Source organism: Mesorhizobium sp. M2D.F.Ca.ET.226.01.1.1 (assembly GCF_004022705.2).
Classification (GTDB): domain Bacteria; phylum Pseudomonadota; class Alphaproteobacteria; order Rhizobiales; family Rhizobiaceae; genus Mesorhizobium.
The window spans coordinates 1-14,751 of the sequence record NZ_RZOY02000020.1 but is presented as its reverse complement, the minus strand read 5'-3'; the positions used below and the strand labels follow the sequence as shown (position 1 = coordinate 14,751).

12 protein-coding genes and 3 pseudogenes are annotated in these 14,751 nt (G+C 60.9%); 3 read left to right on the top strand and 12 right to left on the bottom strand.

Annotated elements, in window-relative coordinates:
• Positions 1-28 precede the first annotated feature (28 nt).
• The 4 genes from EN869_RS31105 to EN869_RS31100 form a co-directional block, all read right to left on the bottom strand.
• On the bottom strand, positions 29-469 hold the full coding sequence (locus tag EN869_RS31105; protein WP_127230455.1) for a hypothetical protein: 441 nt from the start codon (positions 467-469) through the stop codon (positions 29-31).
• 612 nt (positions 470-1,081) lie between these two features.
• Entirely contained in the window at positions 1,082-1,543 is a 462-nt protein-coding gene (locus tag EN869_RS35295) for a hypothetical protein (protein ID WP_245454879.1), read from the bottom strand.
• Positions 1,512-2,444, bottom strand: a complete 933-nt coding sequence (locus tag EN869_RS35595) for a shikimate kinase (RefSeq protein ID WP_245455306.1) — start codon at positions 2,442-2,444, stop codon at positions 1,512-1,514. The genes EN869_RS35295 and EN869_RS35595 overlap by 32 nt, the downstream gene beginning before the upstream one ends.
• Positions 2,404-4,875: a hypothetical protein gene (locus EN869_RS31100; RefSeq protein WP_245455307.1), complete on the bottom strand. Its 2,472-nt coding sequence runs from the start codon at positions 4,873-4,875 to the stop codon at positions 2,404-2,406. The genes EN869_RS35595 and EN869_RS31100 overlap by 41 nt, the downstream gene beginning before the upstream one ends.
• A gap of 422 nt (positions 4,876-5,297) precedes the next feature.
• Between EN869_RS31100 and EN869_RS31095 the strand changes: the two genes are divergently transcribed.
• Positions 5,298-7,880, top strand: a complete 2,583-nt coding sequence (locus EN869_RS31095) for an EAL domain-containing protein (protein WP_126057614.1) — start codon at positions 5,298-5,300, stop codon at positions 7,878-7,880.
• 314 nt (positions 7,881-8,194) lie between these two features.
• Here the strand turns inward: EN869_RS31095 and EN869_RS34660 are convergent.
• Positions 8,195-8,708 (bottom strand): annotated as a pseudogene (locus EN869_RS34660) (transposase); the annotation flags it as partial.
• A 122-nt stretch (positions 8,709-8,830) separates the two neighbouring features.
• Between EN869_RS34660 and EN869_RS31085 the strand changes: the two are divergent.
• Complete coding sequence (locus EN869_RS31085) at positions 8,831-9,043, top strand: hypothetical protein (protein ID WP_126057615.1); 213 nt, start codon at positions 8,831-8,833, stop codon at positions 9,041-9,043.
• Positions 8,943-9,225 (top strand): annotated as a pseudogene (locus tag EN869_RS31080) (transposase); the annotation flags it as partial. The gene EN869_RS31085 and the pseudogene EN869_RS31080, both read left to right, overlap by 101 nt.
• 298 nt (positions 9,226-9,523) lie before the next feature.
• On the opposite strand, the pseudogene EN869_RS31075 reads toward EN869_RS31080, so the two are convergent.
• The 7 genes and pseudogenes from EN869_RS31075 to thiS all read right to left on the bottom strand — a co-directional run.
• Positions 9,524-10,306: pseudogene (locus tag EN869_RS31075) on the bottom strand (sensor histidine kinase); the annotation flags it as partial.
• 29 nt (positions 10,307-10,335) lie between these two features.
• Positions 10,336-10,968 (bottom strand): Hsp20/alpha crystallin family protein, encoded by a 633-nt coding sequence (locus EN869_RS31070; RefSeq protein ID WP_126057616.1) that lies wholly within the window; start codon positions 10,966-10,968, stop codon positions 10,336-10,338.
• A 531-nt stretch (positions 10,969-11,499) separates the two neighbouring features.
• Complete coding sequence (locus EN869_RS31065) at positions 11,500-11,724, bottom strand: DUF982 domain-containing protein (protein WP_245454712.1); 225 nt, start codon at positions 11,722-11,724, stop codon at positions 11,500-11,502.
• Between the two features lie 627 nt (positions 11,725-12,351).
• Positions 12,352-13,167, bottom strand: a complete 816-nt coding sequence (locus tag EN869_RS31055) for a hydroxymethylpyrimidine/phosphomethylpyrimidine kinase (protein ID WP_126057617.1) — start codon at positions 13,165-13,167, stop codon at positions 12,352-12,354.
• On the bottom strand, positions 13,158-13,763 hold the full coding sequence (locus EN869_RS31050; RefSeq protein ID WP_126057618.1) for a thiamine phosphate synthase: 606 nt from the start codon (positions 13,761-13,763) through the stop codon (positions 13,158-13,160). Before EN869_RS31050 ends, EN869_RS31055 begins: the two co-directional genes overlap by 10 nt.
• Complete coding sequence (locus tag EN869_RS31045; RefSeq protein WP_126057619.1) at positions 13,760-14,533, bottom strand: thiazole synthase; 774 nt, start codon at positions 14,531-14,533, stop codon at positions 13,760-13,762. Before EN869_RS31045 ends, EN869_RS31050 begins: the two co-directional genes overlap by 4 nt.
• Before the next feature lies 1 nt (position 14,534).
• Complete coding sequence (gene thiS / locus EN869_RS31040; RefSeq protein WP_126057620.1) at positions 14,535-14,732, bottom strand: sulfur carrier protein ThiS; 198 nt, start codon at positions 14,730-14,732, stop codon at positions 14,535-14,537.
• Between the last annotated feature and the right edge of the window lie 19 nt (positions 14,733-14,751).

The window sequence follows — 14,751 nt, the reverse complement described above, 5'->3', positions numbered from 1 at the left end:
TCGCGAAGAGCGAATGGCGAAGAGCCGGTCAACGCCAAAGGCAGACCTTGACGTCCTTCCCGACATAGCAGGCGCCTTCGCGGCGAAGTTCTCCCCAATCTCCAGCCTCGCCGTGCGTGTCGCGAATATCCGCATTCGCATAGCCGGCCCAGGAATCTCCGTCCTTGTAGACGACTGCCCAGTAATCTTTTGACATCTCACCGGCCCCGCTATGCGTGTCGGGATAGTCGATGCCTGCAAAAACCTGGTTGGGCCCCTGGATGTTGAAATCGCCGCCCTGCTCGATCTGATAGGAGCATTTTCCGGAGATGCGGGTCTCGCCGTGAACGACCAGCAGGCAGCGGCCCCATTTGTAACCGCTCGGCAGACGATGCTGTGCCGCGTGCGAAGGCGAGAAGGAAAACGCGATTGCAAGAGCAACCGCTATCGTTCGTCCGGCCGACGGCCAATCCAAAGACCGGCCGGACACCGTTGGATTCCGCCCAGAGCGCATGTCGACCGGCCCTCCGCAGAATGATCCCCTGAGACCATATTCTACCGACCATAGCGGATTCTTGTCACGCGAGTGTGTGCTGCTTCACGCTGCTGCCGAGGCCATCCTGCTTGGCGCGAAGGATCGCGTCGATCCTGCGAAGCGCGCAGCGCGAAGCAGGATGGCGGAGAGGGAGGGATTCGGTTTCACGCCTATCCTGCTGAAAATGCTAATCTTTTCGCGCTTTTTGTTACGCAGTTTGTTACACTGCTACAACTGCGATTTACAATCGCTCTTTTGAGCTCGCCTGCCCAATCCATCTTATCTGTCGAAACCGACGCAATGGCGCGGCGGTGGATTGGGTCACTCTGTCATAGTATCCGCGCTTCATTAAGTTGACGATGCCGTTTAGACTCGGAGCTGATCCTTTCCGGTCGATCACCAGGATTTGGCGCGCGACCCGGCACCGGCGGTTCGTCTTTGTACGTTTGTGTCATCCAGGCCGGATCAACTCGGCCATCAGGCTTCTCACGACTTATGCATGCGTTTCCCACTTTTATTAGCATTCGGTGCGAACCCGCACCCTGCACCAAACCTGCGACGCCTAAGCTATCGTCCTCGACTTGAGCGTTCCCTGCTTCTCGTGGAAGACGCTAAATTCGCTCGTGCGTTATTGCCGGCCAGCAAAGGCTGCGGGTCGGCGGTGAGGGTGTCGAGGAGCGGCGGCCGTTCCCTTTCACTCAATAGTGCCGCCGGCGCCTGGATGGTTTCCACGACGCCGCCCCCGCAATCGTAGCCGTTGTGATGATCATCGTGCATGCGCTGAGCTGTTGGGGACATGCTGATGGCGGTGCCGGAAGCACCGGAGACATGTGATATCTCGGCAGCGGGCAGAGCGGCTTCTCTGTCGCTGCACAGGAAAGCGTAGAGTTCCTTCACGCAAATGCGGGCGTCCTTCTTGTCTTTTTGAAAGGGCGGGACGAGGGGCAACCTGATATCGGCCTTTTGGTAGAACGGACTGCGCTCTTCGTACAGCTGGTCAACCTTCTGCTCGATGTCGGCGCCTTGCAGCAGCGGCCGGCTGGTGTCCCTCTCGAGGCGCCTGCGGAGCTCTTTCAGCTCGGGTGTCGAGCCAGATCGACCTCGCCTTATTAAGAATCAGGGCTTGATTGGACTCCTTGCCAAAGCAGCCGCCGCCGGTTGCGATGACGATGGGGCCTCTCTCCAGCTGCTTGGCGAGCTCTTTGGTCTCCAGGTCCCTGAAGTGCGCCTCGCCACGGCCAGGGTCGGCGAACATCTCCATCAGATTGCCGTGATCGGCGACGATATGCTTATCGATGTCGACAAACTCCACCCCCAACTCCTTGGCAAGCTGGGCGCCGATGGTCGACTTGCCGCTCGCCGGCATGCCGACGAGCACGACCGGCCGCGTACCGAGGGCCGCGAGGATCTCGCCGGCTTGCGGCGAGCGAGCGACCGCAATCTGTTGTCTTGCGACGATGGGCGACCTGGAGGTCCCTGCCGCCCTCGACCTGCTTTCTCCTGACGAGTCCCAGTGTAATATCTCCCAGGCACCACGGGGAATGGGGACTAGCTGTGAGCTCTGCGCGCGGTGCGCGAGCTCGGCCCGATAACTGGCCGGCGTAGGGAACTCGACCTCGAAGCGATAGTTCTGCGCGGTTCTGAACGCCGTGTGAACGCCGCGTAACCGCGGCCTGTCCATCCTGATGACCCAGTTGGTGGTCTCGACCTCGCTGCAGTCCCGCTCCTCGAAGGCCAGTGCCGCCTTCCTGAAGGCGCGCGTAAAAGCCTCGTCCGGGATCTCGAAGACATGGCGCACGGCATTGGTGACCAGTTGGGCCTCCGGCGCCGTGCTCACGCTCTGGCCGGTCAACTCGTCGGCTATCCAGACCTGCCCGCCCGACCGTTGGTCAAGATGCGGCACCTTCACCTCGATGCCGTCCTGCCGCAAAAGCTCGGCAACCGCATGCACAATTTTTGGTAATCGCGCTTTCTTGCGCTTCGGCGGGGGCGGCTTCGAGCCTGGCCCGCTCAAGGGCCTGTTCGCTGCTCAGCGTTATCGTGCTGGCGCGGTCGTCTTCGGCCGAGATTGCTAAGGCGCTGAGCAGAATGCGCTTTTCGACGGCGAGTCTGATCGAGGCCTCCATGACCGATGCCGCCAGCGTGGGGTTGTCCTTCAGATCCGCCAGGCTGCCATCGACGTCGAACCGGCCCTGGTGGAGCTTTGCCGCCTGCGCCTTGACATATGGCGCCGACTTGAAGCCCGGCCTCTGCTCCAAGAGCCGCTGCAATTCGGTGGTTTTTTGCATGAACACCCGCGCACCGGTATCGGACTTGTAGGCGTCAGTGCCGACCTTGATGCCGACGCTCAACAGATTGATGGCGCTTTCATGCAGCTTGACTTCCGACTGCTCATGAGCCGGCTCGCTATTGAGCTGCAGGTTCCAGTCCTGGAGCTCGGCCACTAACAACGCGGCCAGTTCGCAGGCCACCGGATGCCTGGCGGCCTTGCTGTCTTCCCTCGCCCTGGCGATGAGCTCATGGAGGGCCTGGCCATCCGGCCGATCTTCCTGCAACAGTGCGCGGATGTCGGCCTTGAGCTCATTATGAATGCCCTCGTAGGTGCCGAAGATGGCACGCTCGGCAAACCAGCGTTGCGCCTCCAGCGGCTGCGCCAGCACGTTGCGCTGCAGGCAGCTGTAGGTCTCCAGCACCAGCCCGGTGGCCGACAGGATCTGCTTGGACCGGGTGAACTGGTAGCCGCTTTTCTCAATGGCCGGCGTGTGCGACTTCGGCGGCTTCATCGAGGCGATGCCGCGCGCCTGCAGCTGCGCGTCGAACTGGCGCACATGCTCGTAAAGGCGAGGCTGGTCGCCAATGATGACGACGGTGTCGCCATCAAAATCGCCGTCGAGCATTTTTTGTTCGACGCTTGGAACCGCAACCAAAGAGCCGGGCGCGAACACCTCCGTCGCCTGCAGGATGCCGACGCACTCGAGCGCGGTGTCGGCCTTGACCCGGTCCTTTTCCTCCAGCCAGTACGAATGGCACTTTACGTCCTCGGCAGACATCACGACCCCGCGCTCGGCGAAGTCCGCCGGCCACATTTCGTCGGGCACAACGATCAAGATGCCTTTGGCAAAGAAGGTCGGATCGTCGGCGGCAAGCCCAGCCCCCGACCTGTGCGCGAAGTTGAAGCTATATTGGAAGGCCACGCACCGATCCAGGAACGCCGCGGTCCGGTCGCCATCGCGCGCCGACCTGACCCGGTCGGCGGCGAACGGGCGCAGGTTGGGCTTGTCATAGGGGGAGCGTCCGACAAGCACGCCAGCGTCACGGGTCAAGGTCTTGCTCTTGCCCGTCGGCACATGCAGGCATTCGTCGCTGGACGGCACGGCGATAGCGCTCGAACCCTCGATATGCCCGCCCGTGACCGTCCGGAACAGCTCCTCGGCGGTGAGGCTTTGATGGGTTTCGAGCCAAGCCTGAGCCTTCTCGCGGGTCTCCTGTGCTACCTCGACGCTACGCGGATAATGTTGCAGCGCCGAGGGCGGTACCGCCGATTGCCTTTTATCGGCATAGGCAGGCATCCGCTCGGGAGCGTCGTGGCGAGCCCGGGCAATGGACGGCATGCGCTCGGCCAGTGAGGCCCTAATGAAGCCGCAGCCGTCATGCGGCCGCAAGGCGATCTCGCCGTCTCGCCCCTCGAACCGGAAGGGATGCACTGCGCCTGCGGGATGGTCGGGCAGAAGGGACAGCTTGAAGCACCCTTCCAGCGCATAATCATGGGGGCCAATGTCGGGGATGCCCGGCGGCGCGGCAAATCCGCGGCGCTGGGTATAGTAATAGGCTTCCTTGAACGGCGCCCAGGCCCGCGACAGCTGCTCAAAGGCCGTACCCGGAGCCGTCTCGGCATAGGGGATCGCCAAAAGCTTGCCGCTTGGGGCCTCTGCGGCCGTGAAAGGCAGGTGAGAGGCAAGCTGGTTCAGGCTCTTTTGCGGCGGCTTCAGTTTGCTGCCGCCGAACAGGTCCATGCGGTAGGGCACGCCCTCCACGGTGAACGTGCGTGTCAGCATGGCTCCAGTCGGAGTTCCCTTTAGCTGCACCGCCACCACCTTCACCGCGCCCGAGGTCAAGCGGTGGAAAATGGAATAGCGCAACTCGGCTTCGCTGGCCAGCGGCCGGCCTTGCATGTCGACCACCGGCAGCCGCATCAGTCCGGCATCGCCTTGCGGCGGTCTCGGCTCGTGGTCCATGGCCTGAAGGACCCGATGGACATCGAAGCTGGAGGCTGCATGCTGGGCCTGGATCATCGATGCGTTCTGCGCCATGAAGGTGTCGAGCGCTTCGAGCGGCTCCTTCGCCTCGATCTCGGCGATCACGCTCGAGTTCGCGCACCGCCTCGGCGCGCGCCGCGGCGCTCCTTCCTCGGCTGATGAACACTGCCGATCATAGATTCGACTGCCAGCCTCAAAGCCCCATCGTCGTGCATAATATGGGCTGGCCTCGCTACATTCGAAGGGGATCGAAGGCCGATCCCACGGTGCGGTGAAAGAAGCTGCAAGCGGCTTCCAAGACTAGGTGCGAGCACCTCGATCTCATTGTAGGCCCGTCATCGGATCATATGGAAATCGGTGAGCTTCATCCGCCGGCCTTTTACAACGTGGTTTGGTCGATCCTCTAGGGGATTACGCAGTCTTAAGCCAGCATTAATACCTTAGACGCGACACTAGGAATACTTTTACTATTCGCTAAAGCTCGATGCTATTTGACGAGGACTGGTCTTGCGTTTGCAGTTTTCTAGATGAGAGGGCTAAAGGACATTAGCGTCGGGACCAAGCTCTCGTTGGGCTTTGGGCTGGCGCTGCTGTGCGTCGTGGCCGTGGGAGTATTTGGGGTCGCGCAACTGCGATCACTCAACAAGGTCACGAGCGAGATCACCAGCGTTTGGTTGCCCCAGGTCCAGATCGTCGGCGAGATGAAGCGCAACCTCGCGGAACACCAGCTCTATGCGACGTTGCGCGTGCGCACTGCCGAGGCTGCGCAGATAGCCGGCATTGAGAAGGAGATGGCGAGGGAAAGCGACGAAATACTGCAAGGTCGGCGCGCCTATCGCCGGAGTGCCGGATCGCTGGCCGAGCAGCAGCTGTTCGACCAGTTCGTCAACCTATGGACGGCCTACGAAGATTCCCTGACATCGATTTTCCCGCTCCTCGAAACAGGAGGGCGAACAATGGCTGTCAAGGAGTTCGAGACGGTATCGCTCCCGACCGTTGCCGCCGCCACGCAGCGATTGGACGACCTGCTGGCCCTCACCAACGAGCGCAGCACGGCCGCGGCGGTGATGGCGGACAGGACCTACACCGTTGCGCAAAGATTGACTTGGCTGGCAGTTCTTTTTGCCGCCGGGTGTCTTGGTGGGCTTGTCGCCTGGATACGCCACAATGTCAGCAAGCCGATCCTCGCCGTGACCGAGGCGATGCGTTGCTTGGCGCAGGGCGAGCGCCGTTCGAGTCTCATTGCGCTGAAAAGGGATCGGCAGGACGAGGTTGGAGTGCTGTTCTCGGCCTTTGCCGGCTACCGGGCCAGCCTGGAGCGCAGCGATGCCTTGGCCCGAGAAGCCGAGCTGGAGCGGCAGCAATTGGCCGCGGCCGCCGCCAATATGCCCGTAGGGCTTTGCATGTTCGATGCGGAGAGGCGGCTGGTTCTGTGCAACCAAAGCTACGCCGATCTCTACCATGTGCCGGAGCCCCTGACTCGTCCCGGCACGCCGTGGATCGATTTGATGCGGTTCCGGATCGCGGCGGGCCTCTATGCCGGCCATGACCCGGAAAAGTATGTGCAGCAGCTGACGGAGACCATCGATCGCGCAGAGCGGACGGTGAGCCTGGTGGAACTCAGGGACGGACGCACCATCGACCTCATCCATCAGCCACTGCCGGGCGGCGGGTGGCTTGCCACTCACCATGACGTGACCGACTTGCGGCGGAGCGAAGCCAAGATTTCATACATGGCGCGCCACGACGGACTTACCGAGCTTCCAAATCGCATATTGTTCCGCGAACGCGCCGAGGAGGCTTTGGTCGAGATGCGGCGTGATGGTAGCAAGATTGCTTTCCACTGCCTCGATCTCGATCATTTCAAGATGGTCAACGACACGCTGGGGCACCCGGTTGGCGACGCCTTGCTGAAGGAGGTCGCCGCCAGACTGAAACAGGTGGCCCGTGAAGGCGACACCGTGGCAAGGCTCGGCGGCGATGAGTTCGTGATCATTCAAACCGCGGTTGATCAGCCGGTCGAGGCGACAGCTCTTGCCCAACGGGTCATTGATGGGCTGAGCGCACCTTATGTCGTCGATGGCCACGGGGTTATGATCAGCGCCAGCATCGGCATCTCGATCGCGCCGGACGATGGCATTGACGCCGACCAACTTCTCAAGACCGGCGACATGGCGCTCTACCGGGCGAAGGCGGAAGGCCGCGGAACCTACAGGTTCTTCGAACCGGAAATGGATGCGCGCATGCAGGCGCGGCGGTTTCTCGAACTCGACCTGCGCGAAGCGGTGGTGCGGCAGCAGTTCGAAATCTACTACCAACCGCTCCTCAATCTCGACCGCGGCGAGGTCAGCTGCTTCGAGGCGCTGCTGCGCTGGCATCACCCGACGCGCGGCATCGTATCCCCGGGAGAATTCATCCCGCTGGCCGAGGACATCGGCCTCATCGTCCCGATCGGTGAATGGGTTATCAAGCAAGCCTGTCTCGACGCGGCAAGCTGGCCCGGTAGCATCAAGGTCGCCGTCAATCTGTGCCCGGCGCAATTTCGCAACGCGCGCTTGCTCTCCACCATCGTCGAGGCATTGGATATCTCGGGACTGCCCCCCAGCCGGCTTGAGCTTGAGATCACCGAGACAGTGCTGCTGGCCAACAGCCAGGCGACTCTCTCGATGCTGCAACATATCCACATGCTCGGCGTTCATATCGCGATGGACGACTTCGGAACCGGATATTCGAGCTTGAGCTATCTGCGCTCGTTCCCATTCGACAAGATCAAGATCGATCAATCCTTCATCACGGACGCCGGAGATATCGACAGTTCCGTCGCCATCATTCGAGCGGTCACGAGCCTCGGCAACAGCCTCGGGATGCAGACCACCGCCGAGGGCGTCGAGACCGTGGAGCAGCTGGAACGGGTCCGAAGAGAAGGCTGCACCGAGGCGCAGGGCTTCCTGCTCAGCCGCCCGCTGCCCGCGCGGGACATCCCCGCGATGCTGGAGCGGACCCGCGCCGTGGTGGCGGGCGAGATCATTGAGACCGAACCCGAAACGTCAGGCGAGCGAGACACGGACAAGCCGGGCAGGCGTCGCAGTAGGGCGTCTGTCCCCGCCTAACCGGGATGCAAGCGAAAAACAGTGCCAACGAACATGAGTTTGCCGGCCTAGTTCAGGCCGCCACTCGGATCATGTCGATAGCGGGTGTGTAGGTCGGCGCGGCTCGAAATTAGGTGTGCTGAGCGCCGGTCAAAGTGGGATTAGCTTGTCATATCGATTATGGGATCCAGGTTGAACCCGACTTGCAGGACTCTGCTCGTAACCGAGCAGATCAACCTCACATTCGGTCGCTGCTCTTCACGGCTGCACCAACATCCCGCCTACGGCCGCTGGGCTCGGGCGACGAGACCATTCTGAGTGAGCGGCGTTTTATATACCCGTTCGGTCGTCAGTACCTTGCGTTCACGACAGATACGCCGGCGATCCTCCTGCTCCGGTGTTGGCTCTTTGACCATTGCACATATGCGCGGTTCGCCTCGCTTGAAGGCAAGGAGAGACGAGCGTTTCACCATCGATCTTATCGGTTTTGGCTCGGCGACTGCGACGAGACACTGCGATAGAAGCGGGATCAACGACGTAGCTCTCGATCCCCGCCTTGCTCAGAACCCGATGGATCCAGGAGCCATCGAGCCCGGCTTCCTGGATAGCGACGACGGGGAAGTCTGGCCCCATGCGTGCTCTTGCCTTCTCTCGCACGCTATCGAAGCGACGGAACAAGGCGGATAAATCACCACTGGGGACACTGTGTTTCGACAACTTCTCGCCGCCACCTGGCGACAACGACGAGATCAGCCAGGTTGAACGGCTGAGCTCCAGCGATACGAAGATTGCGCCCAGACCAGTCCGGATAGCAGTCAGAGTTTCGGATCGGTCGGCCACTACATGCATGGTGTTCCTCCGCGGGGTGTTTGTTAGCAGCGTCACTCTGCCAGAGCACGCGCCGCTATCCATCCGTCGCCATGGGATCTGGTGATTGTTCATGTCGCCGATTCCCGCGAAGGAACGCCACCATGACCAAGATTGAAAGTAAGACCGCCAGCGCTGCCGTCAAAGACATTCTGCTTTCAGACCCGGACGGACTTCACGAAATGATCCGTGCGGTGATGCAGGAGGTGCTCGAGGCCGAGATGGACGACGGTGGAGGAGACCATCGAGCGCACGCTGACCTTCTTTTGCCTGCCGCGCCAGCATCACAAGCATCTCAAGAGCACCAACATGCTTGAACGGCTCAATGAGGAAATCCGCCGGCGCACCTATGTCGTGCGCATCTTCCCCAACGCCGAAAGCTGCCTGCGCCTCGTCAGGGCGCCGGCTGTCGAAACCAACGAAAACTGGATGGAGGCCCTACATCAACATTGACGACCTGCGCGAGCACAAGAAGCTCGCTCTACGCCAAGCCGCATGACCAGCATCGTGGCCGCCCCATTTTGCAGAACTTGACGCACACAACCGCCACTTCGAGTTTACCGACCGCACCGAGTCATCCACGCAAAGACCTGCGCAGCGTCAGCTTCAGAGCTTGGTCCCACCGGCTGAACGCCAAAAAAGCGGATCTTGGCCATCGGAAGCGCCCTCAACCGACTGAGAGGTTTCGGCTTATGCGATGCGACTGGCAGTCCTGCGCTCCGGGGACAAGGCCGTGGCGGCAGAAGATCCCCTGGACATCAGGCGATGTCCGGAAGGCAGCATCGTAGTAACGGTTTTTACGCCGCTCGCGGCACGCGCGAGGTGAACGTCGCCCGGGTGACCGACACGCTGGTGCCGTCAATATCGCTGATAATCTCCACCCTGGCCTCCAGTTGTTTCACCAGTGCTTCGACGATGGCTGTTCCAAGTCCGGTAGCCGGTACGTCGTTGGCGATCTTGCCGACGCCATTGTCCGAAACCGTCAGTTTCCAGTCACTGCCCGCGGTCTCGTAGCTCACCTGGATGCGAGCGCCGGTTCTCTTCTTGGGGAAAGCATATTTGATGGCGTTGAGCACGAGTTCGGTGACAATTAGTCCCAGACTGACTGCCCTTTGCGAATCTATCCTGCCGCCTTCGGCCATTACGGTGACCGTGATCGGCTGGGCTTCGCCGACCATCGACGAGGCGAGGCTGCTGCACAATTTCGGTAGGTAAGAGCCGACATCGATCTCGTCGACGCCGGCGGAGGTGTGGAGATGGCGTTGCACCTCGGCCACGGACAGAACGCGCTGATGGGCGTCCTTGAGATGCTGGCGCGTCTCTTCCGACGTCACCGAGCGTGCCTTCAGCAACAGGATCGAGGCAATGATCTGCAGGCTGTTGGCAACCCGATGCTCCATCTCGCGCAGCAGGACGTCTTTCTGCCGAAGCAGGTCTTCGGTGCGACCGAGCAGTTCTTCCTTCTCCCGCTCGATGATACGACGGGCCGTTATGTCATTGAAGGCGAGAAGGATGGTGATGGCCGAACTATGGTCGTAAAGCACCTTGCGGGCATTGAGCAGCATGGTGCGACGGCCGATCCGCGTTCCTGAGCCATGCTTGCCTCCCTCTATCCCTTGATCTGGATCTTCTTCGGCCGATCCGCCTCCGGCCGGTGCAACTCGACTTCGAGCAGCCCGTTGGCGAAACGCGCCTCGACCCGTTCCGGGTCGACGCGGAATGGCAATTGCACTGTCCGGGAGAAGGTCCCATAGGCGCGCTCACGGCGGTGCCAGACGGATTTCTCGTCCTCCGTTCGAGGCTCGCGCGTTCCCTTCAATGTCAGAATGTTCTCGCGCACCGTGAGGCCGATTTCGTCAGGTGATATCCCCGGCAGTTCCGCGGCCACCGCCACGCTGTCCTCGCCAGTCCAAAGATTGATCGGCGGAAACTCCTGAGCGGCGCTGGCGGTCAGCCCGGCCAAACGCTGGTTTACTTCCTGTTGCATGCGCCGCATTTCCACAAACGGATCGAACCCGATGCGGCCGAAATCCGACAAAAGCATGTACATCCTCCTATGATTCACGACCTTGCATGATTGCCACGCGCGACACGTGCGTGCGCACCGGAAGCGGAATCGATCGATGGCAACAGGAGGGGCGATCAGCACAGAGACCGAGCGGCCCGATCGCGCAACCTCGCAGAATGCGAGAAAGAGGGGTTCGGGCAGACGCCGGAACACATCCTCCTTGCGAAGCGACATGAACCGAACTCGATCCACCGTAGGGCCGGACCGTCATTCCCGTGCCAGGACCCGATAGCGGCATCCGGCTTTATCATTAGGTGGCCCCAAATGGCCTTTCACGAGGTGATCTTTGACATTCCACCAGTCACCTCTTCGGCAACAGCGGGGTCCCTTCGAATCCGTAGCCACGTTGCCTCTAGTCGCTGATTTGGCTTCCCTTTGCGCAACTGTCGGGATCGACGAAGCGTCCCGAATTGCACCGCGGTTCGATCAACTGATCGCAGGCGACGCGCCGCATCGTCATGGTAGCTGACGAATGAATCGGCATGACACGTCGCAGTGACCGAGACATCAAGCCAGCACCTATGTCGGCTTGCCGCAAGTCAAAAGAATCCAGCCCTGCGTGCCGCGTTCGCTGACCTTCGCCAGTGACGCCATTTGCATTTCGGCCGGACAGATGGGCACAGACATGTGCAATTCCCGCATCGCCCATTATTGGAACTCACAAGGCGGCGTTCTTTCCGTCTTGGCGAGCAGCGGGCCAACGCGTTACCGGCGGTGATCTTCCTGCAGCTTTAAATCAGTCGCCACCAACGACGAAATCAGATTTGGCCAGCACGCCGGCAATCCTGGCAAATCCCACAATGCTTGCCGCGCCTGCTCGGGTGTCATCTGTCCGGCGATCGCTGCGTTGCTGCTTCTCACCGCGCAACTGAATACCGGTCCCCGACGCGCTTTTGGCCACTGATTCAGGAATACGAGCGCTTCGCGCACTGTGTTGATGTCGTGACGACGTCGTTGGTCTTAACCTGGACCGGCGATAGGAAAGCCAGACCGGTTATTCTTACCTCCCTGCGATCGCACGCTGGATCTTTCATTCGGTGGTTGGTTGCGTGACAGGTTTCGAACGTTAGGTCTTGTTTTCTCTGGAAGATCGGGCTGTACGACATAATCCAAATGTTGCGACGCAGCGAAGGCTTCTGCTGGTTCCCGAGTTGAAAAAGCCAGTTGCACCTGGATGAGTGTGTCGCCGCCACCCAATAGCCCATCAGATGTTCAATGGCAGGCGGCGTCCGACGCTCGAACAGCAAGCGCCACGGCCGGCGGGTAGCCGATGCCACAGCTTTGGAGCTGCCCCGGATACTATTATAAGACCGATTGACGCGGGGCTCGACGCGTTTGCGGCAAATAAGCTCGAGTGTGGACAGAGATGTGACGTTCTATTGAGTCGCTGACCCAATCGGTAGCGACCTGGTGATCCACGCAACCAATTCCGGTCGTTTCTGTCACTAAGAACTCGATATTCGCTATTTGCACCTCGAAAGTCGCATAATTGGCAGTGAGAAACTCAACGCGTTGTGAGGATGGCATAGAGAAGCAGTAGCCCCTTCTCTAGTCTCGCTACGGGAAAAATTCTGGAAAATGGGTCTGCTTGGCTGGACGCAGAACGCTGTGGTTATTCAGCCGGCATTTCTGAAGCCTCTCCAAGACAAACAGCTTGCCTTCGCGCACGCTGTCTTCGAGCGGCTTCGGCTTCGCCAGATGCGCCGCAATCGCGCTGGCCAGCATGCAACCTGTCCCGCGCATCGATGTGGCAAGGCGCGGTGCATCGAAGCGGATGGGTTCGTGCCCGGAGCGTAACAGAATATCGGTCGACCGGGTTCCCGACGCATGCCCACCCTTGATCAGCAGGGCTTGAGGGCCGGCGGCCAGCAGTCTTTTTCCTTGTTGGAGCGCTCCGTCCTCATCCACTGCCAGTTCGGAGCCACTAAGGAGCGCCAGTTCAGGGAGGTTGGGCGTGACAATGCAGCAAAGCGGCATAAGATCGCGCTTCATGGCAGCGATAGCGCCTGCTTGCAGAAGTGCGCGGCCTGAGGTGGAGGCCAGCACAGGGTCGAGTACTGCGGGGACATGCGGAAATTTGCGCAGCACTGCGGCAACGGCAACAATGATCTTGGCAGTCGCCAGCATGCCGATCTTGATTGTGGCCACGTCGTTGGCCTGCAGCGCGGCGCACATCTGATTGGCCACCAGGCTAGGTGGCGAATAATAGATTTCGATCACGGCGTCATGCGTTTGCACCGTTAGCGCTGTGACGGCGAGACAGGTGCGCACGCCAATGGCAGAGATCGTCTCGATATCGCGTGCAATTCCAGCACCGCCACTGGAGTCCGATCCACCGACGACAAGCACATGTGGTTCTCGCCTCAGCGCCATTGGTCCGTCTTTTCGATCCATTCTCGCGTGCGCGCCTCGGGGTCGTCGTTGAGCGTGATGTCGGTCACCACCGCCGCGCTGTCCGCGCCAGCCGCAAAGACACCGTCGAGCCGCTCAGGGTTGAGGCCACCAATGGCGACCAATTGAAACGGCGCGACCTGGCGCTTCCATTCGCTGATCCGTTCGACCCCTTGCGGCGCCCATTTCATCTTCTTCAGGATGGTCGGATAGATGGGTCCAAGCGCTATGTAGTCAGGCTCGGCGGCCATCGCCGTTTCCAGCTCCTGATGATCATGTGTGCTCAGTCCGAGCCTTACGCCGGCTGCCCGTATCGCCAAGAGGTCAGCGGTCTGCAAATCCTCCTGGCCGAGATGTATGAAGTCGCAGCCTTCCTCGATTGCCAGGCGCCAGTGGTCGTTGACGATGAGTTGGCACTGGTATCGAGCACACAAGGCCTTCGCGGTGCGGATCTCCGCGCGCAACCCAGCCTCATCCACGGTCTTGATGCGCAGTTGCAGAAGCCGGACTCCGAGTGGGACCAGCCGTTCGATCCAGGCAGCGCTGTCGACGATCAGATAAAAGGGATCGAGCTTCATGAAAAAACGGCCCTGCCGACCATCGGTGTCGATGGCACGGCGACGTCGCGCGGTTCGAGCATTCCCGAACTGAACGCCTCACGACCGGCGTCGACCGCCTTACCGAAAGCACGCGCCATGCCGACCGGATATGCCGCCTTGGCGACCGCTGTGTTCAGGAGCACGGCGTCAAAGCCGAGTTCCATGACGGTGGCCGCGTGCGACGGCCGTCCGAGCCCCGCATCCACAATCAGCGGGACGCCAGGGAAATATCCGCGCATCGAGCGCAGCGCCGTCATGTTGACCGGTCCCAAGGCGGAACCGATCGGTGCGCACCACGGCATCAGGACCTTGCAGCCCGTTTCCAGCAGCCGCTCGGCGACAACGAGATCGTCGGTGGTATAGGGGAATACCGCAAAGCCGTCCTCGCACAGGATGCGGGCGGCTTCAACCAGACCGAACACATCCGGCTGTAGCGTGTCGTGATTGCCGATCACTTCGAGCTTGATCCAGTTGGTGCCGAAGACCTCGCGCGCCATTTTCGCGGTGGTGACGGCTTCCTTGACGGAGAGGCAGCCGGCGGTATTGGGCAGGATTCTGGCGCCCAGCGAGCGGATCAACGACCAGAATTGTTCGCCGGCTCTACCGCCCGCCATCTCACGCCGCAACGAGACGGTCACCACCGACGTGCCCGACGCCTTGACTGCATCGGCAAGGATGGCCGGCGAAGGATATTGAGCGGTGCCGAGAAGCAGGCGCGACGAAAGCTCGGTTCCATAAAGCTCCAACATGCTAGCCGCCCTGCATGGGCGAGAGGATTTCGATCCGGTCGCCGTCGCTCAACTGGAACTCCGTGCGGTTGGCTTTGTGCACGAGGTCGCCGTTGACGGCGGTGGCGAGCCAATCGCCCTCATAGTCGAGCGCGGCAAGCAACTCGGCCAGCGTGGTGGCGGCAATCTCACGCGCCTCGCCGTTGACCATCAGTTTCATGAGCATGCTCCTTGGTTCT

Excerpts from the sequence above, each read along its gene's own strand:
- EN869_RS31095 (WP_126057614.1), top strand. The coding sequence starts at position 5,298 with ATGAGAGGGCTAAAGGACATTAGCGTCGGGACCAAGCTCTCGTTGGGC.
- EN869_RS31085 (WP_126057615.1), top strand. The coding sequence starts at position 8,831 with ATGACCAAGATTGAAAGTAAGACCGCCAGCGCTGCCGTCAAAGACATT.
- EN869_RS31070 (WP_126057616.1), bottom strand. The coding sequence starts at position 10,968 with ATGTCGCTTCGCAAGGAGGATGTGTTCCGGCGTCTGCCCGAACCCCTC.
- EN869_RS31055 (WP_126057617.1), bottom strand. The coding sequence starts at position 13,167 with ATGGCGCTGAGGCGAGAACCACATGTGCTTGTCGTCGGTGGATCGGAC.
- EN869_RS31050 (WP_126057618.1), bottom strand. The coding sequence starts at position 13,763 with ATGAAGCTCGATCCCTTTTATCTGATCGTCGACAGCGCTGCCTGGATC.
- EN869_RS31045 (WP_126057619.1), bottom strand. The coding sequence starts at position 14,533 with ATGTTGGAGCTTTATGGAACCGAGCTTTCGTCGCGCCTGCTTCTCGGC.
- thiS (WP_126057620.1), bottom strand. The coding sequence starts at position 14,732 with ATGAAACTGATGGTCAACGGCGAGGCGCGTGAGATTGCCGCCACCACG.